The 21,327-nt window shown below is 64.5% G+C and carries 18 protein-coding genes; 5 read left to right on the top strand and 13 right to left on the bottom strand.

Annotated features, from left to right (window positions below; all coding sequences use genetic code 11):
• Nucleotides 1-181: 181 nt before the first annotated feature.
• The 13 genes from MESS4_RS29865 to MESS4_RS29805 all read right to left on the bottom strand — a co-directional run bounded on the left by MESS4_RS29865 (nt 182) and on the right by MESS4_RS29805 (nt 14,223).
• Nucleotides 182-577 (bottom strand): RidA family protein, encoded by a 396-nt coding sequence (locus MESS4_RS29865; RefSeq protein WP_006339460.1) that lies wholly within the window; start codon nt 575-577, stop codon nt 182-184.
• 80 nt (nt 578-657) lie between these two features.
• Complete coding sequence (locus tag MESS4_RS29860) at nt 658-1,806, bottom strand: acyl-CoA dehydrogenase family protein (RefSeq protein WP_006339457.1); 1,149 nt, start codon at nt 1,804-1,806, stop codon at nt 658-660.
• A 231-nt stretch (nt 1,807-2,037) separates the two neighbouring features.
• A complete protein-coding gene (locus MESS4_RS29855) occupies nt 2,038-2,850 on the bottom strand; it encodes an enoyl-CoA hydratase family protein (protein WP_036242517.1) in 813 nt (270 codons plus the stop codon).
• Nucleotides 2,847-3,317 (bottom strand): MarR family transcriptional regulator, encoded by a 471-nt coding sequence (locus tag MESS4_RS29850; protein WP_006339453.1) that lies wholly within the window; start codon nt 3,315-3,317, stop codon nt 2,847-2,849. Before MESS4_RS29850 ends, MESS4_RS29855 begins: the two co-directional genes overlap by 4 nt.
• Nucleotides 3,311-4,084, bottom strand: a complete 774-nt coding sequence (locus MESS4_RS29845) for an SDR family NAD(P)-dependent oxidoreductase (protein WP_006339451.1) — start codon at nt 4,082-4,084, stop codon at nt 3,311-3,313. The genes MESS4_RS29850 and MESS4_RS29845 overlap by 7 nt, the downstream gene beginning before the upstream one ends.
• Nucleotides 4,081-6,375 carry a bifunctional salicylyl-CoA 5-hydroxylase/oxidoreductase gene (locus tag MESS4_RS29840; protein WP_006339450.1) on the bottom strand — a complete coding sequence of 765 codons (2,295 nt, stop codon included), beginning with the start codon at nt 6,373-6,375 and terminating at the stop codon, nt 4,081-4,083. The genes MESS4_RS29845 and MESS4_RS29840 overlap by 4 nt, the downstream gene beginning before the upstream one ends.
• 162 nt (nt 6,376-6,537) lie before the next feature.
• The gene (locus MESS4_RS29835) at nt 6,538-7,137 is read right to left on the bottom strand and encodes a VOC family protein (protein ID WP_006339448.1); all 600 of its coding nucleotides are present in this window, start codon (nt 7,135-7,137) and stop codon (nt 6,538-6,540) included.
• 88 nt (nt 7,138-7,225) lie between these two features.
• Entirely contained in the window at nt 7,226-8,056 is an 831-nt protein-coding gene (locus MESS4_RS29830; protein ID WP_036242516.1) for an ATP-binding cassette domain-containing protein, read from the bottom strand.
• Nucleotides 8,049-8,930: an ABC transporter ATP-binding protein gene (locus MESS4_RS29825; RefSeq protein ID WP_006339441.1), complete on the bottom strand. Its 882-nt coding sequence runs from the start codon at nt 8,928-8,930 to the stop codon at nt 8,049-8,051. The genes MESS4_RS29830 and MESS4_RS29825 overlap by 8 nt, the downstream gene beginning before the upstream one ends.
• A complete protein-coding gene (locus tag MESS4_RS29820; RefSeq protein ID WP_006339439.1) occupies nt 8,927-9,775 on the bottom strand; it encodes an ABC transporter permease in 849 nt (282 codons plus the stop codon). The genes MESS4_RS29825 and MESS4_RS29820 overlap by 4 nt, the downstream gene beginning before the upstream one ends.
• On the bottom strand, nt 9,768-10,775 hold the full coding sequence (locus MESS4_RS29815; RefSeq protein WP_006339437.1) for an ABC transporter permease: 1,008 nt from the start codon (nt 10,773-10,775) through the stop codon (nt 9,768-9,770). The genes MESS4_RS29820 and MESS4_RS29815 overlap by 8 nt, the downstream gene beginning before the upstream one ends.
• A 215-nt stretch (nt 10,776-10,990) precedes the next feature.
• Nucleotides 10,991-12,517: an ABC transporter substrate-binding protein gene (locus MESS4_RS29810; RefSeq protein WP_006339435.1), complete on the bottom strand. Its 1,527-nt coding sequence runs from the start codon at nt 12,515-12,517 to the stop codon at nt 10,991-10,993.
• A gap of 131 nt (nt 12,518-12,648) precedes the next feature.
• On the bottom strand, nt 12,649-14,223 hold the full coding sequence (locus MESS4_RS29805) for an NAD(P)/FAD-dependent oxidoreductase (protein WP_081609893.1): 1,575 nt from the start codon (nt 14,221-14,223) through the stop codon (nt 12,649-12,651).
• A gap of 121 nt (nt 14,224-14,344) precedes the next feature.
• Here MESS4_RS29805 and MESS4_RS29800 point away from each other — a divergent pair, with 121 nt between their 5' ends.
• The 5 genes from MESS4_RS29800 (at nt 14,345) to MESS4_RS29780 (ending at nt 21,276) form a co-directional block, all read left to right on the top strand.
• Nucleotides 14,345-15,136: a cyclase family protein gene (locus MESS4_RS29800; protein WP_006339431.1), complete on the top strand. Its 792-nt coding sequence runs from the start codon at nt 14,345-14,347 to the stop codon at nt 15,134-15,136.
• 311 nt (nt 15,137-15,447) lie between these two features.
• The gene (locus MESS4_RS29795; protein WP_006339429.1) at nt 15,448-17,019 is read left to right on the top strand and encodes an NAD(P)/FAD-dependent oxidoreductase; all 1,572 of its coding nucleotides are present in this window, start codon (nt 15,448-15,450) and stop codon (nt 17,017-17,019) included.
• The gene (locus MESS4_RS29790; RefSeq protein WP_006339427.1) at nt 17,019-17,501 is read left to right on the top strand and encodes a MarR family transcriptional regulator; all 483 of its coding nucleotides are present in this window, start codon (nt 17,019-17,021) and stop codon (nt 17,499-17,501) included. Before MESS4_RS29795 ends, MESS4_RS29790 begins: the two co-directional genes overlap by 1 nt.
• A gap of 45 nt (nt 17,502-17,546) precedes the next feature.
• Entirely contained in the window at nt 17,547-19,700 is a 2,154-nt protein-coding gene (locus MESS4_RS29785; RefSeq protein ID WP_006339423.1) for an indolepyruvate ferredoxin oxidoreductase subunit alpha, read from the top strand.
• Nucleotides 19,693-21,276: an indolepyruvate oxidoreductase subunit beta family protein gene (locus MESS4_RS29780; protein ID WP_006339422.1), complete on the top strand. Its 1,584-nt coding sequence runs from the start codon at nt 19,693-19,695 to the stop codon at nt 21,274-21,276. The genes MESS4_RS29785 and MESS4_RS29780 overlap by 8 nt, the downstream gene beginning before the upstream one ends.
• Nucleotides 21,277-21,327 lie beyond the last annotated feature (51 nt).

Raw genomic sequence — 21,327 nt, 5'->3', positions numbered from 1 at the left:
GTGAACGGGGAGAAAGAAGCCGGCCGCAACCTCGGCGCACGTCCTGCAACGCTGGTGATTGGCGAAACCGGCGATGAGAGCGTCCCTCGCCCCGTTTACGGGGAGAGGATGCCGGCAGGCAGGTGAGGGGCGGCGCCGACTGCGACACGCTTGATGCCTGACTTGGGAGAGGAGCCGAGCCTCAGTCCGGAATCACCGCCGTGGCCTGGATCTCCACCTTGGCGCGGTCCTCGACAAGTGCGACCACCTGCATGGCGGCCATGGCCGGAAAATGCCGGCCGATGACGGCGCGATAGGCTTCGCCGATGCCCTTGAGATTCGCCAGATACTCGGTCTTGTCGGTGAAATACCAGGTCATCGAGGTGATATGCTGCGGGCCACCGCCGGCCTCGGCCAGCACGGCGACGATGTTGGCGAGCGTCTGGCGCACCTGGCCAGTAAAATCATCGGTCTCGAATTGGCATTGTCCATTCCAGCCGACCTGCCCGCCGACGAACACGAGCTGCCCGCGAGCGGCGACGCCGTTGGCGTAGCCGACGGGCTTGGCCCAGCCTTCCGGCTGCAGGATGGTGTGCATGTCTGGCCTCCCCTAAATCAAAATGCGGTTCGCAATGACGACGTTCGAAACGATCCGGTTCATGGAATTCATTCGGCGGCTCACACCGCTCCCATCACCTGCCTGGCAATCACCACCTTCTGCACATCCGATGCGCCCTCGTAGATGCGCAATGCCCGGATTTCGCGATAGAGGCTCTCGACGATATGGCCCTTGCGCACGCCATCGCCGCCATGCAGTTGCACGGCCTTGTCGATGACACTCTGGGCGCGGTCTGTTGCGAAAAGTTTCGCCATGGCCGCCTCGCGGGTCACCCGCGCCGCACCCATGTCCTTGGTCCAGGCAGCACGGTAGACCAGCAGCGCCGCGGCATCGACGTCCAGCGCCATGTCGGCGATGTGGCCCTGCACCATCTGCAGCTCGGCCATCGGCGCGCCGAACAGTTTTCGTTCGGCCACTCTGCCGATGCTTTCGTCCAGCGCGCGCCGCGCGAAGCCGAGTGCGGCCGCACCGACGGTCGAGCGGAATACGTCGAGCACCGACATGGCGATACGAAAACCGTCGCTTGGCTTGCCGATCAGCGCCGAGACTGGAACACGAACGGCCTCGAACGACAGCCGCGCCAGCGGATGCGGCGCGATCACTTCCAGCCGCTCGGCAATGGTCAGCCCCTTCGTGTCTGATGGCACGATAAAGGCTGAAAGCCCCTTGGCGCCTGGCGCCTCGCCGGTGCGGGCAAAGACGATGTAGAGATCGGCGATGCCGCCATTGGAGATCCAGGTCTTTTCGCCCGACAGCACATAGTCGTCGCCATCGGGCGTGGCCGTCATCTCCATATTGGCCACATCAGACCCGGAGCGCGGCTCCGACAGCGCGAAAGCCGAGATCGCCTTGCCGGCACGCGTCTTGGCCAGCCAGCGCTGCTGATCCGAGGTGCCGAACAGGCTGAGCGCGCCTGTGCCGAGCCCCTGCATGGCAAAGGCGAAGTCGGCCAGACCGTCATGCCGGGCTAGCGTCTCGCGCGTGACGCAGAGCGTGCGCACGTCGAGCGGACCAGGATTGGCGGTATCGATCGCCGTCGGCTTCAGCCAGCCGTTCCGCCCGAGCTTTGCCACCAGCTCGCGGCAGGCCGCGTCGACATCGTCATGCGCCACCGGCAGGTTTGTCGCGCACCATGCGTCGAGACGTTCGGCCAACTCGCGGTGGCGGTCCTCGAAGAAGGGCCAGGAGAGGAAGGATCGGTCAGGCATGGATGCCTCCGCTGTATTTCGGGCCTTGCGCTTTACGGCGCCCCCCTCTGTCCTGCCGGACATCTCCCCCTCTAGGGGGGAGATTGCCAGCTCCGGCGTCGGCTCCCATCTTGCGGCAGTGGCGATTGGCGAAGGCCAAGACGAAGGTCGATCTCCCCCCTTGAGGGGGAGATGTCCGGCAGGACAGAGGGGGGCGCTGTCCCGCGAACGTTTCCATTGAAACCTTCATCCTCAATTCCCCGCGAATACCGGTTTTCCCTTGGCGACAAACGCCTTGTAGGCGCGCTCGAAATCGCCGGTCTGCATGCAGATCGCCTGCGCCTGCGCCTCCGCCTCGATCGCCTGTTCGAGACCCATCGACCATTCCTGGTTCAGCTGCGTCTTGGTGATGCCATGGGCAAAGGTCGGTCCGGAAACGATGCGTGCCGCCATGTCGAGCGCGTCGGCTTCGAGCGCCGCGGCGTCGACCAGCCTGTTATAGAAACCCCAGCGCTCGCCTTCGGCGGCACTCATGGTTCGGCCGGTGTAGAGCAGTTCGGCGGCGCGGCCCTGGCCGATGATGCGCGGCAGGATCGCGCATGCGCCCATGTCGCAGCCGGCAAGGCCCACACGGGTAAAAAGGAACGCCGTCTTGGCCTCCGGCGTCGCGATGCGGATATCGGACGCCATGGCGATGATGGCGCCGGCGCCCACCGCCACACCGTCAACCGCCGCAATGATCGGCTTGCCGCAGTTCAGCATCGCCTTGACGAAGTCACCGGTCATGCGGGTGAAGGCGAGCAACGCCTTCATGTCCATCTTGACCAAGGGGCCGATGATCTCGTGGACATCGCCGCCGGAGCAGAAATTGCCGCCATTGGGCAGGAACACCACCGCATCGACATCGTCGGCATAGACGAGATCGCGAAAAACATCGCGCAATTCGGCGTAGCTGTCGAAGGTCAGCGGGTTCTTGCGCTCCGGCCGGTCGAGCCGGATTCTTGCGACCTTGCCTTCGACCTGCCAGAGGAAATGCTTCGGCATGCGGCCGGTCATTCTTGTCATTCCCGTCCCTCCCAATTGCTGCGGAACGAATTCAGCATGCCGGTCAACCGGCGCGCCTCATCCTCGCTGACGGTATCGAGGAGTTCGCCAATCCACCCCTCATGCGCGGCGGCGATCATGGCAAAGGCCTTCGAGCCTTCCTCCGTCAGCCGCACCATCGAAGTGCGACGGTCGCCGTTACGGCGCGCGCGGGCGACCAGCCCTTCCGACACCAGCCGGTCGACGATTCCAGTCACGTTGCCGTTGGACACCAAAAGGAAACGCGACAGGTCGCTCATCAGCATGCCTTCCGGCGCACGGTAGAGCGCCGCCATCACGTCGAAGCGCGGCAGCGTGGTGTTGAACTCCTTCTTCAGCCGCTCGCGCAGCTCCGCCTCGATTGTGCGCGAGGCGCGCAGCAGCCGTATCCACAGGCGCAAACGGTCCTTGCCAGGCCCGGAGCGCGCGGGCAGGGGGCCGGCTACCACGTCTCGCCCCCCGAAACGGAGATCGCCTGGCCGGTGATCGACCGGGCGGCATCGCCGCACAGCCACAGCACCGCGGCGGCGACTTCCTCCGGCTGGATGAAGCGGCCTTGCGGGTTTGTCGAAGACAGTCTCGTCCGGGCTTCCTCAACTGAGCGGCCGGTCTTTTCGACGATGCGCTGGATGGACACTTCCAGCATCTCGGTTTCGACGAAGCCCGGGCAGACGGCGTTGACGGTCACCCCGGATTTGGCGGTCTCGACCGCCAGCGCCCGCATCAACCCGACGACGCCATGCTTGGCCGCGACATAGGCCGCCACGTAAGCGTAGCCTTTCAGGCCGGCGGTAGAAGCAATGAAGATGATGCAGCCTGTCTTCCGCGCGACCATGCCGGCCAGCGCCGGCTTCACCGTCAGGAACGCCCCGGTGAGGTTGACATCGAGCGTCCGCTGCCAGTCCGTAAGCGAGGTCCGCTGCGCCGGCGCGCTGCCGGACATGCCGGCATTGGCGACAACGATGTCGAAAGGTCCGCGCGCCGCTTCCGCCTCGCTGTACAGCGACGCCATCGACGCCTCGTCGGTGACGTCGGCGGCAATGCCGAAGATGCGGGCGCTTTCCCCCGCGACCTCGGCAAGCGCGGTCTCACGCCGGCCACAGATGGTCACCGCGATGCCTGCGCCAGCCAGCACCAGCGCGATAGCGCGTCCGACGCCGGAGCCACCGCCAGTGACCAGCGCATGTCGACCCACGATGGTTCCCGGCGCGCTCATACTTTCAACCCCGCAGCCGCGTCGCGTTCGGCGAGACGGTAGACCTGGTCGCGGCCGGGTAGATAGGGATCCGGCCATTTGACGCCGCGATCGCCGAGCGTCACCGCCGCATGCAGCGTCCAGTAGGGATCGGTGAGATGCGGCCGTGCCAGCGCCACCAGATCGGCGCGGCCGGCCATCAGGATCGAATTGACATGGTCGGGCTCATAGATATTGCCGACCGCCATTGTCGCCATGCCGACCTCGTTGCGGATGCGGTCGGAAAACGGCGTCTGGAACATGCGGCCATAGACCGGTCTGGCATTGGCCGAGGTCTGGCCGGCTGAGACGTCGCAGATGTCGACGCCGGCCTCGTGCAGCAGCCGGGCGATCTCGACTGCGTCGGCCGGCGTCACCCCTTCGATGCCGACCCAGTCGTTGGCCGAGATGCGCATCGAAACAGGCTTTTCATCAGGCCACACGGCCCGCACCGCGCGGAAAATTTCCAGCGGATAGCGCATGCGGTTTTCCAGCGAGCCGCCATAGGCGTCGGTGCGCCGGTTGGTCAGCGGCGTGATGAAAGAGGACAGGAGATAGCCATGCGCGGCGTGGATCTCGAGCATGTCGAAACCGCAGCGCGCCGCCATCTCGGCCGAGGCGACGAACTGGTCGCGCACCAAAGCCATGTCGGCGCGGTCCATCGCCTTCGGCACCTGATTCTCAGGTGACCATGCGACCGCCGACGCCGCCATGACAGGCCAGTTGCCTGTTGGCAGCGGCACGTCGGTTCCCTGCCAGCCGAGCCGGGTCGAGCCCTTGGCGCCGGAATGGCCGATCTGGGCGCAGATCCTGGCCTCGGTCTCGGCGTGGACGAAATCGACCAGCCGCTCCCACGCCGCCTCGTGCTCGGGCGCGTAGAATCCCGGGCAACCCGGCGTGATGCGGCCTTCCGGGCTGACACAGGTCATCTCGATATAGACGAGGCCGGCACCGCCCTTGGCCCGTTCGGCGTAATGGGCAAAATGCCAATCTGTCGGACAGCCGTCGACGGCCTTGTATTGCGCCATCGGCGAGACGACGATGCGGTTGTTGAGCGCCATGTCGCGCAGCCGGAACGGCGCGAACATCGGCGCGCGATGCAGGCTGTTGCCGCCGGCACCGGCCTGGCGCTGGAACCATTCTTCCGCGCCCGCCAGCCATTCAGCGTCGCGCAGCCTGAGATTCTCGTGGCTGATGCGTTGCGAGCGGGTCAGCAGCGAATAGTTGAACTGCACCGGGTCGAGGCCGAGATAGCGTTCGACCTCCTCGAACCATTCGAGCGAATTGCGCGCCGCCGACTGCAGTTTCAGCACTTCGGTGCGCCGCGCATCCTCATATTTGCGGAAGGCAGCCTCGAGGTCGGGCTCGGACTTGACATAGTCGGCCAGCGCCACCGCGCTTTCCAGCGCCAGCTTGGTGCCCGAACCGATCGAGAAATGCGCTGATGCCGCCGCATCGCCCATCAGGGCAAGATTCCCATACGACCAGCGCTCGCACAGCACGCGCGGGAAATTGATCCAGGCCGAACCCCTGATGTGATTGGCATTGGTCATCAGCGCGTGGCCGCCGAGATGCTTGGCGAAAATCCGTTCGCAGACGCCGATCGATTCCTGCTGCGTCATCGCGCCGAAGCCGAAGCGTTCCCAGGTCTGCTCGCTGCATTCGACGATGAAGGTCGCTGTCTGGCTGTCGAACTGGTAGGCATGCGCCCACACCCAGCCATGCTCCGTCTTCTCGAAGATGAAGGTGAAGGCGTCGTCGAATTTCTGTTGCGTGCCCAGCCAGACGAACTTGCATTTGCGGGTGTCGATGTCGGGCTTGAAGATTTCGACGAAGGTGCCGCGCGCCTTCGAATTCAGCCCGTCGGCGGCAACCACCAGATCGTGCGTTTCCATATAGGGTCGGGGGTCGCCGATATCGGTCTCGAAGACGAGCTTGACACCAAGTTCGCGCGCCCGACGCTGTAGCAGGACGAGCAGCCGCTTGCGGCCGATGCCGCAGAAGCCGTGGCCGGTCGAAACCGTGCGCACGCCATCATGGATGACGGCGATGTCGTCCCAATAGGCGAAGTGTTTTTTTATCCAGACGGCGCTGACCGGATCGTTCCTGGTCAGATTGTCGAGCGTCTCGGCCGACAGGACAACGCCCCAGCCGAACGTGTCGTCGGCGTGGTTGCGCTCGAACACCGTCACCTCGTGGGCGGCGTCGCGGAGCTTCATCGAGATGGCAAAGTAGAGCCCGGCCGGCCCGCCGCCGAGAACCGCAACCTTCATGCCTGCGATCTCCTCTTCGCCTCGGGTCGCCGGCAAGGCCGGCAATCCCGACTCTCAGTATCGCGCCACAGGAAAAATATTTCAAGCTTAAAGTTTCATACCGAAACAATTCGGGCGCGTATCTGGGCGTGCTTGCGGCTGGTCCCGCAAGCACGCTCCCAATTACTTTTCTGGGCTCTTGGGGCTCCACAGCACCGTCTCGGCACCCTTCTCATAGGCCATGCCCTCGGGATAGCTGATCGCTTCCAGCTGCAGACCCCAGGGCGCCTGGAAATAGAGGATGGTCTGGCCGGCAGCCGGCCCCTCCTTGACCGGCAGCGGCCCCATCCGTGTCTTCACGCCCTTGGCATCGAGATATGCCTTGGCGGCGGCGACATCGTCGACATAGAAAGCGATGTGGAAGCCGCCAATGTCGCTGTTCTTCGGCGTCAAATCCTTCTGGTCGGGCGCGGTGTATTTGAACAGTTCGATGTTCGATCCATAGCCGCAGCGGACCAGGGTGATCTCCTCGATCACCGCCTTGGGGTCGACGCCAAGCAGATCCTGCATGAACGTGCCCTTGTCGTCGGCGAACGGGCCGAACGACATCGCCTTCTTGCAGCCGACCACCTCGGTGAAGAAATCGACGGCCTGCTTCATGTCGGGCACGGTGATGCCGGTGTGGTCGTGGCCGCGCATGCCGGGTATGGAATCTGCCGAGGCTGCACCCATTGAGCCGAGCAAAGCGGCCACAAGCATCGTGTTTCTGATTGCGTATTTCATTCCAGTCACCCTCCGTTTCGCGGGCTGACTTGTCGGCGCACGTCCGAGGCCCGCTTTTTTCGACGTGCGGATGAGATTTGAGCGGTCCTCATGCCGGGGCTTTCGTGGCCGGCCGCAGCCAGTCCGCGTCGATCTCGGGCAGCGGAATGGCCGCGATCAGGTCGCGCGTGTAGGCTTCCTTGGGATTTTCGAACAGCGCGTCGGTGGCGCTGGCTTCGACGATCCTGCCTTCTCGCATGACGATCACTTGCCGGCACAGCCGCCGGATCACCGACAGATCGTGGCTGATGAAGGCGACGGTCAGGCCCATCTCGGCTGCCAGTTTCTCCAACAAGGTCAGGATCTGCGCCTGCGTCGACACATCGAGCCCGGAGACGATCTCGTCGGCCAGTACGAATTTCGGTGACAGCGCCAAGGCGCGGGCAATGCCGACGCGCTGGCGCTGGCCGCCCGACAGTTCGTGACGGTAGCGGCTGGCGAAGCTTTGCGGCAGGCCGACGCGCTGCAGCGCCTCCGCAACTCGGGTCTTCAGATGGTCGCCAAGACCGTTCTGTTTGAGCGGTGCGGCGATGATACTGGCGATGGCGCGGCGCGGATTAAGCGACGACATCGGATCCTGGAAGATCATCTGGAGATTGCGGCGCAGTGGCCTGAGTTCCGCCTCCGAGAGATGGCTGATGTCGCGGCCTTCGACGCTGATCGAGCCGGCGCTGGGTTCGAGCAGCCGCACCAAGGCGCGACCGAGCGTCGATTTGCCAGAACCGGACTCGCCGACGATGCCGGTCACCGATCCTCTGGGCAGATCGAAATCCAGACCCTTCAGGATCTCGGCCAGCGGTGCCCGGCCGATCAGCGGCTTGCGCGTCATGTCGGGCAGCGCGACCTTCAGCCCGCGCACGGAAATGAGCGGCTCAGCCATGGCGAGGTCTCCACGCCCGGTCTGCTGCGGCAATCTCCGCTGCCAGTCCGGCCAGCACCGCTTCGTCCACCGGTTTCAGCGAGGCAAGTGGATCGGTGTAGCGCGGCGTCGCCGCCATCAGCGCCCGCGTATAGGGGTGCTGCGGCGCGGCGAACAGCGCCGCCGTTTCGGCTTCCTCCACCACCTTGCCCGCATAGAGCACCGACACTTTCTGGCTGATCTTGGCAACGACGCCGAGGTCATGGGTGACGAACAGGATCGCCGTGCCATGTTCGCGCTGCAGCTGCGCGATCAGGCGCAGGATCTGCTTCTGCACGGTCACGTCCAGCGCCGTCGTCGGTTCGTCGGCGACGATCAGCCGGGGTTCAGCGGCAAAGGCGGCGGCGATCAGCACGCGCTGGCGCATGCCGCCGGAAAGCTCGTGCGGATAGCTTTTCAGCACGCGATCCGGGTCGCGGATCTGCACCTCCTCCAAAAGCTGGCGGATGCGTTGATCGGCTCTCTCGCCGTTCCAGCCGAGAATGCGCACCAGCCGGTCGGTCATCTGCGGACCGATGCGGCGCGACGGGTTGAGCGCGGTCAGCGGGTCCTGCGGGATCAGTGCGGTGCGCGTGCCGATCAGCGTGCGCCTGGCCTTCGGCGAAAGCCGGCCGAGGTTTTCGCCTTCGAGCAGCATATCGCCTTCGACAATGCGCACGCTCAGTGGCAGCACGCCGAGCACCGCCTTGCCGATCATCGTCTTGCCGGCGCCGCTCTCGCCGACCAGCGCGCGCACCTCGCCGGGTTCGACGGCAAGCGACACCGAACGCAGCACGCGCTGCCCGTTCGCCAACACGGCGCTGAGGTTTCGAATTTCGAGGCAGGTAGCGCTCATCGCAGCACCGGATCGAAGCGAGCCCTCAGCGCCTCGCCGAACTGGCTGAACGACAGCACGGTCAAGATCAGCGTGATCAGCGGAAACACCAGCACCCACCAGGCCTGATGGATCGACAGCCGGCCCTCGGCGATGATGCCGCCCCAGGTCGGGTCGTCGGTCGAGATCGATAGATTGACGAAAGAGAGGATCGCCTCGACGATGACGGCGATGCCCATCTCCAGCGACAGCAGCGCCACGATCGACGGCACCACATTGGGCAGCACTTCGCGCAGCATGATGCCGATGCGGCCATAACCGGCGATACGGGCGTTCTCGACATAGTCCATGCGCGACTGACCCATGGTCTCGGCGCGGATCACCCGGCAGAAACGCGTCCAGTCGATGACCGCGATGGCGATGATGACGGAGCTCAGGCCGGTGCCGAGCACGGCAACCAGAAGGATGGCGAACAGCACCGGCGGGAAGGCCATCCAGATATCGACGATGCGCGAGATGATGCGATCGGCCCAGCCGCCGAAATAACCCGCGATCAGCCCGAGCGTCGAGCCGACCAGGCAGGCGGCAAAAGCTGCGGCGAAGGCGACGACAAAGGCGATGCGGCCGCCGAAGATCAGCCGCGACAGCAGATCGCGGCCGAGGCTGTCGGTGCCAAGCCAATAGCCGGGCTCGGCGCCGCTCATCCAGAACGGTGGCAGGCGTTCCAGCATCAGGTCCTGCGCCAGCGGATCCTGTGGCGCGACCAGCGGCGCAAAGATTGCCGCCAGCAGTGCGAGCAGCAACCAGCCGCCGGCAAGCCACAGCCTTGGCCCCAAGCCACGCCTGATCATGCGTGCCTCATCCATGGCGCAGCCTCGGATTGAGCAGCGCGTACATCATGTCCACAGTGAGGTTGATCAGCACGAACAGCAGCGCGAAGACCAGCACGATGCCCTGGATCAGCGGCAGGTCGCGGTTGATCACGGCGTCGATGGCCATGTTGCCGAGACCTTCATAGGAAAACAGTCGTTCGACGATGACCGTACCGCCGATGAGGAAGGTGAACTGCACGCCAACCAGGGTCAGCGTCGGCAGTGCAGCGTTCTTCAGCGCCTCGCGCAGGATGACCTGCGTCTCGGAAAAGCCTTTTACCCGCGCCAGCACGACATAGTCGAGGTCGAGCACCTCCTTCAGCGACTGTTTCAGCAGTTGCGCGATGATTGCCGCCAGCGGCAGGGCCAGCGCCACGGCCGGCATCAACATGTGTTTCAAGAGGTCCCAGGTCAGGTCGAAGCGCAGGCGCAGGACGCTCTCGAAGAGATAGAATTGGGTGACGAATGGCAGGTCGAGCTGCGGCGACACCCTGCCGGAAATGTCGAACACCGGCACCAGCACGCCGAATAGCAGGATCAGCACCAGTCCCCACAGGAAATCTGGGATGGAGAGCGCGGTCCCGCTAGCGATGTCGATGCCGGCCTCGACCGCTGTGCCGCGTTCGCGCGCGCCGAGGATCGCCGCCGTGCCGCCGATCGCCACCGCCATCAACAGCGCAACGATGGCGAGTTCCAGCGTCGCCGGCAGCCGGTTGAACACCAGCCCCAGCACATCCTGCCGCAGCGAAATCGAGGTGCCGAAATCACCCCTGACGACGCCGGACAGCCAGATGAAGAACTGCTGCACGATGGTCTTGTCGAGCCCATAGAGCGCGCGCAGCCTCGCGATGTCGGCATCGGTCGCGCCAGGCGGCAGCATCATCGCGATCGGGTCGCCGGGTGCGACGCGAATGACGACGAAGACCACGACGGCCACGCCAAACAGCGTGATCGCCATCGTCAGCAGGCGGATCAGAAATCTTTGCAGAAGCATTCCGGCGTTAGCCTAGTGCGTTTCAGTCAGGGATGGAATGAACAGCCCCCTCATCCGGCCGCTTCGCGGCCACCTTTCCCCGAGGGGAGAAGAGGTCGCGGATGGCTGAGCCAGTCTCTTCTCCCCAGCGGGGAGAAGGTGGCCCGAAGGGCCGGATGAGGGGGCCTGCGTCGTTGCGGAAGACACGCCGCTGATAGCGTGCCTCCTCATATTGATCAGGCCGGGGTCATCAGCGCCGGCAGCAGCGCGCCGGAGACATGCTGCACGACATTGACGCCCTTGGCATGCACGATCGGCTGCGCATACTGGATCAGCGGCAGCACATAGGCCTGCTCGGCGATGTATTTGTCGACGGCCTTCCAGCCCGCGATGCGCTTGGCCTCGTCCTTCTCGCCCCATAGCGGGTTGATCATGTCGATCAGGTCCTGGCTGTCCCACACCGAATGCGGGCTTGGTCCATACATGGCAAAGCCGGTCGACGTCGTCGGATCACCGATGGCGTTGCCCCAATTGTAGAAGGCGGCCGGCGCCAGCTTGTCGGCGGCGCGCAGTTCGTAGTGCTTGGCGATCTCGTAGACTTCGATCGTCGCCTCGATGCCGACCTTGCGCCACATGCCGACGATCGCCTGGATCATCTCATAGTCCTTGGGCTTGAAGCCCTTGGTCGTCTGGATCGCGAACTTGACCGGCTTTTCCGGCGAATAGCCGGAGGCGGCCAGCAATTCCTTGGCCTTTTCCGGATTGTGCTCGACCTTGATCGACGCGTCGTAGGCGGAGTATTCCGGTGTCTCCAGCGTGTCGATCGGCTGGCCGTAGCCGCGCAGAAGACGATCGACCAAAAGCTTCTTGTCGACCGCCATCACTGCGGCCTGGCGGACGTTCTTGTCCAGCATCGCCTCGATGTCGTTGAAGAAGATCATGCCGATGTCGGAAACGTTCTTGCACGAACCGGCAAGCCCGTCCTTGGCGATCAGCCGGTCATACTCCTCATAGGGGATTTCGAGCGTTACTTGCGAGGAACCGGACTCGATTTCGGCGACACGGCTCGCCGCGTCGGTGACGAACTTGATCGTCACATTCTCGAAGGCTGGCTTGCCGCCCCAATAGTTCGGATTGGCCTTGAGCCGCAGGAAGGCGTTGCGCTCGAATTTGTCGACCATATAGGGGCCGGTGCCGATCGGAGCCTTCTCGAAGCCTTCGGCGCCGACCTTCTCATAATAGGCTTTCGGAATGATGTAGCCGGTCAGGAACGACATCCATTTGAAATACACCGGGTCGAACTGCACCACGTCGCCAGTGATCTTATTGCCGTCGATCTTGAAGTTGTTGACGTTCTTCCAGACGAACTGGATCGGGTTGCCGGTCTTTTCGTCGCCCGCCCGCTGCAGCGACCAGACCACGTCCTCGGCCGTGAACGGCGAGCCGTCATGCCAGGTCACGCCCTCGCGTACCGTCATCATGATCTTGGTGCGGTCGTCGTTCCAGCCCCATTCGGTCAGCAGGCCGGGCGCGAAGGAAAGGTCCGGCTTCTGCGGGATGAACTGGTCGAACACCGACTGGTAGAGACCCTGTATGGTCGGGTTGACAGCCGAAGGCCCGGTGGTCGGATCCCAGGACGGCAGGTTGACATTGTAGGCGATGGTTAGTTCGCCGGCCGCCTTGGCCATCTGCGGCAGGCCGATGGCGGCCGCACCAAGTGCTGCGGCACTGTATCCGAGCAATTCGCGTCTGTTGATTGTCATGGTCGTTCCCCTGTTGGTTGTATTTTCTTTGCGCGGCGTCTCTGTCTAATCAGTGGGTTCAGGCTCCTTGGGCAACCGCGCCTCGCCCCTCCTTCACACCAGAGTTTCCTTCACCCGGAAGAATCCTGTTTCTACCTCCCGCCAAGCTGTTGCGCGAGCATGTAGCCCGAGGCCGCACCGGTGCCGGCGCCTGGCCATGTCGCGGCGCCAGTGAGATGCAGATTGCCGACCGGCGTGTTCCAGCCGGCGTAACCGCGCGCCGGGCGAAACAGGAAATTCTGCGCCAGATGGTGGCTGCCGCAAATCTGGTCGCCGCCGACAAGGTTGGGGTTCTCGCGTTCGAGATCGATGGGCGAGAACACGGCGCGGCCGAGGATCTTTTGCCGAAGGCCGGGCGCATAGGTCTCGATGATGTCGAGAACCCGCTCGGCGTAGCGCTCCTTGACCTTGTCCCAGTGATCCGGCGCGATTGTGCCAGCCGCATCGCCTGCTATTTCGGCCGGCAGCATGCGCACCTGCACCCACAATACATGCTTGCCTTCAGGCGCGCGCGACGGGTCGATCGCGGTCGGCTGGCCGACGACCAGCACCGGCTCGTCCGGCAGCGTGCCGGCCATCGCCTGCTGATAGGTGCGCGACATGGCGTCGAGCGAAGGCGAGAGATGCACATAGGCGAATTGACGAAGCTCGGCGCCGACGCGCCAGTCCGGCAAATCGTCCAGCGCCAGATGGATCATCATCGTGCCCGGCGCGTGGCGGAATTTTTTCATCGCCATGTCGAAGCCGGCATCGCCGGAACCATCGGGCAGAAGCTTGCCAGGCAGCGCCCTCGGCGCAACGCCGGCGATGACCGCCTTGCTGGCGATGTGGAAGTCGCCGGATGAAAGCCGTACGCCGGTTGCCTTGCCGGCGGCAACGGTGATCTCGGCCACCTCGGCGCCGGTGGCGATCTTGCCGCCGGCTGATGTGACCATGCCGGCAAGCGCGCGGATGATGGTGTCGGCGCCGCCCTTGCCGAGCACCATGCCGAAGCACTGGTTGGCCATCGATTCCAGATAGGGGAACACAGCGCCGCCGGCGATGTCGGGGGCGAAGTCGAGATGCATACCCCAGGCGGCGAGCGTCGTCCTGATATGCGGCGTCTCGAAAGTCTCCTCGAGCCAGGCTCCCGGCGACGACAGCAGCAGCCGGCCGGTGTCGAGTGCACCGGACATGCCCTTCTTGCGCCACAGGTTCCAGGCTGTGCCGGCGAGAGCGCCGCCGCTCATCGGTGAGCCCAGTACTCTAAACAGATGCTCGGCCTCTCCGGGGAAGACCGCGACCAGCCGGCGCCAAGTGGCGGCGTCGGCTTGCGAAAAAGCGGAGATGCGCGAGACGGTCTTTTCCAGGTCGTTGCTGACGCCGAACCATTTCCCGTCAGGAAAGGCGCTGGCAAAGCAGTCGGCTACGGGCGAGAATTCCAGCCCGTGGGTTTTCAATTCATTTGCATATTTCCGGTGGAAGGCCGAGCCGGCAAACAGGCTCAGATTCATCGCGCCGAAATCATGCCGGAAGCCGGGCAGCGTGAATTCGCGGGTCTGGACGGCGCCGCCGATCGTTTCGCTGCGCTCGAAAACTCCGGTTTTCCAGCCCTTGAGCGCCAGATGCGCGGCGCATGCCAGGCTGTTGTGGCCCGCCCCGACGAATATGGCGTCAAACTCGCTCACGCCCACCCAACCCATTTCCTTTATGCTTAAAGATAATTGCAGATGCATATGTTTTCGTCTAGTAGGATATTAAGGGCCGCAACGAGCCTTCAGCATCATCGAGAAAGAGGGAACAGAGACCATGGACACGCAAAAACTCCTCGGCGAGGTCGCCGGCCAACTGCTTTCTGGCGCCATCCAGGTGGTCGACCTGTCGGCGCCGCTCGGGCCCGATACGCCGCTGATCAAGCTGCCGCCGGAGCTCGCCGTCGATACGCCGAAGGTCGAGATCCACTCGATCTCCCGCTATGACAAGAACGGCCCATGGTGGGCTTGGAACTGGCTGAAGCTCGGCGAACATTCTGGCACGCATTTCGATGCGCCACAGCACTGGATCACCGGCAAGGACTATCCGGACGGCGCCACCGACACTATTCCGGCGCAGAATTTCGTCGGCCCGGTCAATGTCATCGACTGCTCCAGGGAAGCCGCCGCCGACCATGATTTCCTGCTCACCGTCGATCACATCAAGGCGTGGGAAGCCAAGCACGGCACGATCAATGCCGGCGAGTGGGTGGTGATGCGCACCGACTGGTACAAGCGCAACGGCTCGGAAGCCGAGTTCCTCAACGCCAACGAGACCGGCCCGCACACGCCCGGCCCGACCGCCGAAGCCATCCAGTTCCTGATCGGCAAGGACATCAAGGGCTGGGGCAGCGAGACGATCGGCACCGATGCCGGCAAGGCCGGTGGCATGGAGCCGCCATTCCCGGCGCACACGCTGATGCACAAGGCCAACCGCTACGGCCTCGCCAGCCTCTGCAACCTCGACCGGCTGCCGCCAAAGGGCGCCATCCTGATCGCAGCCCCGCTCAAGATCGAGCATGGCACCGGCAGCCCGATCCGCGCGCTGGCGCTGGTGCCAAGACAATAGGCAGCCGGCGGTCTTCGGGAGAAGATCATGCTCGCAGGCAACGCTGTAGTGACGATTTGGGAGCGGCAGCGTTGCAACGCTGGCGCTTTACGGCGCCCCCCTCTGTCCTGCCGGACATCTCCCCCACTTGGGGGGAGATTGGCGGCTTCGGCGCCCCGTTTATTCCTGCGACGTTGGAAATTGGCGAAGGCAGTGGTGACGGCCAATCTCCCTCCTCGTGGGGGAGATGTCCGGCAGGACAGAGGGGAGCGCGAAGGAACGCCGCCCCGCGCGATTGAATTCCATCTCCTGTCGGCGGGGAGCAATCGTCGATGAACGCGCCCGATCACATCATCGTCGGCAGCGGCATCAATGCCCTGGTCTGCGCGGCGATGCTTGGCGGCAAGGGTGCGAAGGTGCTGGTGCTCGAGCGCAACGACCGCATCGGCGGCTGCATGCGCACCGAGGAGATCACAGCACCCGGCTTCATCCATGACGTGATGGCGACGACTTTCGTGCTGTTCATCACCTCGCCCGCCTATGCGGCGCTTGGCAAGGATCTGGCGCGCCACGGGCTGGAGTTCTGCCACACCGCCACGCCTACAGGTGTGCTGCGGCCCGACGGCAGCCATGCCGTGCTCAGCACCGACCGCGCCGCCAACATCGCGGCGCTCAACGCGATCTCGGCAGGCGACGGCGACAAGCACGGCAGCGATGTCGGCGAGATCGAGCGCAACGCCGGCCTGCTGTTCGGTCTGCTCGGCGGCGGCCTGTGGTCTTATCCGACGACCAGGCTGCTCGCAGGCGAGGCTTGGCGGCGAAGCCCGCGCAATCTTGCCGCTTTTCTCGGCGAAGCGCTGGTGCCGGCGCGTGGCTGGCTTGAAAGCACCTATAAGTCTGAAACCATCCAGGCGCTGTGGGCCCCCTGGGTGCTGCATGCCGGCCTCGGTCCCGAAGACGCCTTCTCCGGCCAGATCGCCAAGGTAATCGCCTTTGCGCTGGAGGCCGCCGGGGCGCCGATCGTCAAGGGTGGGGCGAAGAACCTGCTTGCCGCATTCGAAGCCTTGATCAGGGAAAGGGGCGGCGAAATCCGCACCGGCGCCGATGTCGCCTCGATCGTCCAGAGCAATGGTCGCGCCAGCGGCGTGCGGCTGGCCTCGGGCGAGACGATCGCGGCGAGCAAGAGCGTTGTCTGCTCGGTTACGCCAACCCAGCTTTACGGTCGGCTGTTGGGCAAGGACGCGCCGGAGGCCGCCGTCGAGGCGACCCAGAAATACCGCTACGGCAAGGGCAATTTCCAGATCCACTATGCACTGAAAAAGCCACCTGCTTGGCGCGGCGAGGGCCTCGACAAGGTGGCGCTGCTGCATTTGACACCGGGTCTGGACGGCGTCTCCAAGGCTTGCAACGAGGCGGTGCGTGGCCTGCTGCCGGAGGTGCCGACCATCTGCGTCGGCCAGCCGCACGCGCTCGACCCGTCGCGCTGTCCCGACGGCAAGGCGATCCTGTGGCTGCAACTGCCGGAGGCGCCGCGCCGCATCAAGGGCGATGCCGCCGGCAAAATCAAGGCACCGGCCGACGGGCAATGGACCGAGAAGCTGCGCGAGGCCTATGCCGATCGCGTCGAAGCGATCCTCGGCAACCATATCGACGGCTTCAAGGACAGCGTGATCGCGCGCCGCGCTTATTCGCCGGCCGATCTGGAAGCCATGAACATCAACCTGGTCGGCGGCGATCCCTATGGCGGCTCCTCGACCATCGATCAGTCGTTCCTGTGGCGGCCGTTCAAGGCAAGCCGCAACCACGACACCGGCATCAGGGGCCTCCACCATATCGGCGCCTCCACTCATCCCGGCGCCGGACTTGGCGGCGGCTCCGGCTTCCTGTTGGCGGGGAGGCTGTGATGGAACAAAGCGTTCCCGAAAAACGCCAGCGCATCTCGACCCTCGGCCAGATCGGCCTGCAGCAATTCGCGCCGTATCTGATGAACCGCATCATGGGCCGCTACAACGCCACCTTGCGAGACGATTTCCGCAAGCAGGGCCTGACCATCCCGCAGGTCCGCACGCTGGCCGTGCTGTCGGTCACCGACGGCGTCACCGTCAACGACCTTTCGGTCTATACGGTCATCGAGCAGTCGACCTTGAGCCGGACGCTCGACACGCTGGAAGGGCAGGGCCTTGTGCGGCGCGAGCAGGGCGTCACCGACAGCCGCATTCGCCACGTGTTCCTGACCGACGATGGCCGCGCCGATTTCACCCGCGCCTGGCCGGCCATGCATGATGCGTTCGAGGCGATGTTCGACGGCATCGACGATGCCGAATATGCAGCACTCATCGCCACGCTGCTGAAGATGCTGAAGAACATTCGCAAGCACGACATCTAGACCTACGCGCCGCCGAAGCCCGGCGGTAACGGAAGGAGTAAGAAAATGGCCGAACGGTCTTTTGCCAAGGAAGTCGAGAAGCTCCGGCTCGGCGCCGGCGAGGAGTTTGCCGGCGAAGGCATCCTCGCCATCACCAAGGCGCTGCTGCAATGCGGCGTCGGCTATGTCGGCGGCTATCAGGGCGCGCCGATCAGCCATCTGATGGACGTGCTGGCCGACGCGCAGGACATTCTGGGCGAGCTCGGGGTGCATTTCGAGGCCAGCGCCTCCGAAGCCACCGCCACCGCCATGCTGGCCGCCTCGGTGCACTATCCGATCCGCGGTGCGGCGACCTTCAAGTCGACGGTTGGCACCAATGTCGCCTCCGACGCGCTCGCCAACCTCGCCTCCGGCGGTGTCACCGGCGGCGCGCTGATCATCGTCGGTGAGGATTATGGCGAAGGCTCCTCGATCATGCAGGAGCGCAGCCATGCCTTCGCCATGAAGAGTCAGGTCTGGCTGCTCGACCCACGCCCCAATTTGCCGTCGATCGTCAAGGCGGTGGAGGACGGTTTTGAGCTGTCCGAGGCTTCCAACACGCCTGTCATGCTGCAGGTGCGCATCCGCTGCTGCCATGTCCACGGCCATTTCATCGCCAAGGACAACAAGCGGCCGCCAATGTCGGTGGCCGATGCGCTGAACGCACCGCGCCGCGACACCGGTCGCATCGTGCTGCCGCCCGCCTCCTTCCTGCATGAGAAGGAGAAGGTGCAGAAACGCTGGCCGGCGGCGGTGGATTTCATCAAGAGCCGCAAGATCAACGAATTCTTCGGCTCGGATCACGGCTCGGTCGGCATCGTCATGCAGGGCGGCATGTACAATGCGGTCATCCGCGCGCTGCAGCGGCTCGGCCTTGCCGACACCTATGGCGACACCGACGTGCCGCTCTATGTGCTCAATGCCGTCTACCCGCTGGTCGACGACGAGTTCCTGTCCTTCTGCGAGGGCAAGGATGCCGTGCTGGTCGTCGAGGAAGGCCAGCCCAACTACATCGAGCAGGCCTTTGCCTCGATGCTGCACAAGGCCGGGCGTGGCACAAAACTCGTCGGCAAGGAACATCTGCCGATGGCTGGCGAATACACCGGCCAGGTCATGCTGGATGGCATCGGTTCTTTCCTGCGCACTGAGGCGCCGCATCTTCTGCCGGGTGAGGTGCGCGCGCCGAACAAATCGGGCGAGGGCGTCGATACCGCCGATCTGATCAACGTCGTGCCTGGTCGGCCGCCCGGCTTCTGCATCGGCTGTCCGGAGCGGCCGATCTTCGCCGCGACAAAGCTGGTCGAACAGGAACTCGGCAAACACCACATCGCCTCAGACATCGGCTGCCATCTGTTCTCGATCATGCCGCCCTTCGAGCTCGGCGCCACCACCATGGGCTACGGGCTGGGGCCGGCCTCGGCCTCGGCCTTCAATTCGCCCGACGCCAAACGCCGCTCGATCTCCTTCGTCGGCGATGGCGGCTTCTGGCACAACGGCCTGACCTCCTCGATCGGCAATGCGGTGTTCAACAAGAACGATGGCGTCATCGTCATCGTCGACAATTTTTATTCGGCGGCGACGGGGGGACAGGATATTCTTTCATCCCGCGCGGGCAACAAGACCAAGTCGACCAAGCATCCGATCACCGAAGCGGTGAAAGGCATGGGCGTCAAATGGCTGCGCCACATCGACCGCACTTACGATGTCGGCAAGATGCAGGCCACGCTGCGCGAGGCGCTGACGACGGACGAGAAGGGCCCGAAAATCATCGTCGCCTCGTCCGAATGCATGCTGAACCGCCAGCGCCGCGAAAAGCCGCTGGTCGACAAGGCGATCAAAGGCGGGACGCGCGTCGTCAAGCCGAAGTTCGGCGTCGACGAGGACATCTGCACCGGCGACCACGCCTGCATGCGGCTTTCCGGCTGCCCGTCGCTGTCGGTGAAGTCGCTGGACGATCCGTTGCGCGACGATCCGGTGGCGCATATCGACCAGAGCTGCGTCGGCTGCGGCAATTGCGGCGAGGTCGCCGATGCGGCGGTGCTGTGCCCGTCCTTCTACCGCGCCGACGTGGTCCACAATCCCGGCCGCTGGGATCGCTTCCTCGAAAGTTCGCGTCGCGCGGTGATCGGCCTCTTGCAGCGCCGCCGCGAAAGCCGGCGCCTGACATTCGCCGATGCTTGAGCCGTCATCGCGTTCGAGAACCGGCGCTGCTGATGACGAGCGCGTCATCAAGCTTGCCGTTCTGGCGGTCGGCGGCCAGGGCGGCGGCGTGCTGGCCGACTGGATCACCGACGTCGCCGAGCGCAACGGCTATCTGGCGCAATCGACTTCGGTGGCCGGCGTCGCCCAGCGCACCGGCGCCACCATCTACTATGTCGAGATGTGCCGTGACACCGGCCGGCTGCCGGTCTTTGCGCTGTCACCTTCGCAAGGCGATGTCGACATTCTGATCGCGGCCGAATTGATGGAAGCCGGCCGCGCCATCATCAGGGGTTTTGTCACGCCCGAGCGCACCACGCTGATCGCTTCTTCGCACCGCATCGCCGCCGTCTCGGAAAAGATCGAACCCGGCGACGGCCGCGCCTCGTCCACCAAGGTGCAGGCGACGGCGGAAGCGGCGGCAAAACGCTTCATCGCCTTCGACATGGAGAAGATCGCCGCCGACAACGGCTCGATGATCTCGGCCAGCCTGCTCGGCGCGCTGGCCGGATCCGGCGCGCTGCCTTTCACCCGCGAAAGCTATGAGCAGGCGATCAGTGCCGGTGGCCGTGGCGTCAAGGCCAGCCTCGCCGCCTTCGGCGCTTCCTTTGACCGCGCGCACGGCATTGCCGGGGCTGCCTCTTGGGACAAAACGGAGAAGCCGGCGGCCCCCGAAACCGGTTCTGAAATGACGACGAAGGTGAGCGGGCCGGAAAACCTCTTGCAGGGCTGGCAGCAACTGGCTGCCCGTATCGATGCTTTGCCGACTCCTGTTCGCGACATGGCGCTGCGCGGCCTGAAAAAAATCGTCGACTATCAGGATATCGCCTATGGCGGCGAGTATCTCGACCGGCTCGACCGTGCCGTCGCGTTTGATAGCGCCGACCATGCCTACGCGCTGTCGATATCAGCGGCAAAGCATCTGGCCAACGCCATGTGCTACGACGACATGATCCGCGTCGCCGACCTCAAGACCCGCTCGACCCGCGACAGGCGGGTGCGCCGCGAGATCGGCGTCAAGGACGGAACGGTGCTGCAGGTGACGGAATATTTCCATCCGCGCATCGAGGAATTCTGCGGCACGCTGCCGGCGGGGCTGGGCAGCTACATCGAGAGCCGGCCGAAGCTCGCGGCCTTTCTCGATCGCCGCATCAATCGCGGCCGCCACATCCGCACCGACAGCTTTGCCGGTTTCACCGCGCTCTGGTTCATCGGCGGCCTGCGCCGCTGGCGTCGCCGCCTGCTGCGCCACAAGGTCGAGACCGCGCATCTCGAACGCTGGTATGATCTGGCGCTGGGCCATGTTCGGCAAGACTACGCGCTGGCCGTCGAGATCCTCAACTGCCGCCGGCTGATCAAGGGCTACAGCGACACTCATGTCCGCGCGCAATCCAAGTTCGATCGCGTGCTGTCGGCGCTCGACCTGGTCAAGGGCCGCACCGACGCCGCCGACTGGATCAGGCGCCTGCGCGAAGCCGCACTCAAGGACGAGAAGGGCGACATGCTCGACGGCGCGCTGAAGACCGTGGCGTCGTTGGGCTCGCATCTGGAAAATTGAAACGCTCCGGGTCCGAACCACTCAGGAATCTCGGGCAAGCCAGTCATCTTG

The organism is Mesorhizobium sp. STM 4661, from assembly GCF_000359125.1.
Classification (GTDB): domain Bacteria; phylum Pseudomonadota; class Alphaproteobacteria; order Rhizobiales; family Rhizobiaceae; genus Mesorhizobium.
This window is presented reverse-complemented; position numbering and strand designations above follow the sequence as displayed.

Bases quoted from the DNA above. Each gene is read 5' to 3' on its own strand.
- MESS4_RS29865 (WP_006339460.1), bottom strand. From the start codon at position 577: ATGCACACCATCCTGCAGCCGGAAGGCTGGGCCAAGCCCGTCGGCTAC.
- MESS4_RS29860 (WP_006339457.1), bottom strand. From the start codon at position 1,806: ATGCCTGACCGATCCTTCCTCTCCTGGCCCTTCTTCGAGGACCGCCAC.
- MESS4_RS29855 (WP_036242517.1), bottom strand. From the start codon at position 2,850: ATGACAAGAATGACCGGCCGCATGCCGAAGCATTTCCTCTGGCAGGTC.
- MESS4_RS29845 (WP_006339451.1), bottom strand. From the start codon at position 4,084: ATGAGCGCGCCGGGAACCATCGTGGGTCGACATGCGCTGGTCACTGGC.
- MESS4_RS29840 (WP_006339450.1), bottom strand. From the start codon at position 6,375: ATGAAGGTTGCGGTTCTCGGCGGCGGGCCGGCCGGGCTCTACTTTGCC.
- MESS4_RS29835 (WP_006339448.1), bottom strand. From the start codon at position 7,137: ATGAAATACGCAATCAGAAACACGATGCTTGTGGCCGCTTTGCTCGGC.
- MESS4_RS29830 (WP_036242516.1), bottom strand. From the start codon at position 8,056: ATGGCTGAGCCGCTCATTTCCGTGCGCGGGCTGAAGGTCGCGCTGCCC.
- MESS4_RS29825 (WP_006339441.1), bottom strand. From the start codon at position 8,930: ATGAGCGCTACCTGCCTCGAAATTCGAAACCTCAGCGCCGTGTTGGCG.
- MESS4_RS29820 (WP_006339439.1), bottom strand. From the start codon at position 9,775: ATGGATGAGGCACGCATGATCAGGCGTGGCTTGGGGCCAAGGCTGTGG.
- MESS4_RS29815 (WP_006339437.1), bottom strand. From the start codon at position 10,775: ATGCTTCTGCAAAGATTTCTGATCCGCCTGCTGACGATGGCGATCACG.
- MESS4_RS29810 (WP_006339435.1), bottom strand. From the start codon at position 12,517: ATGACAATCAACAGACGCGAATTGCTCGGATACAGTGCCGCAGCACTT.
- MESS4_RS29800 (WP_006339431.1), top strand. From the start codon at position 14,345: ATGGACACGCAAAAACTCCTCGGCGAGGTCGCCGGCCAACTGCTTTCT.
- MESS4_RS29795 (WP_006339429.1), top strand. From the start codon at position 15,448: ATGAACGCGCCCGATCACATCATCGTCGGCAGCGGCATCAATGCCCTG.
- MESS4_RS29790 (WP_006339427.1), top strand. From the start codon at position 17,019: ATGGAACAAAGCGTTCCCGAAAAACGCCAGCGCATCTCGACCCTCGGC.
- MESS4_RS29785 (WP_006339423.1), top strand. From the start codon at position 17,547: ATGGCCGAACGGTCTTTTGCCAAGGAAGTCGAGAAGCTCCGGCTCGGC.
- MESS4_RS29780 (WP_006339422.1), top strand. From the start codon at position 19,693: ATGCTTGAGCCGTCATCGCGTTCGAGAACCGGCGCTGCTGATGACGAG.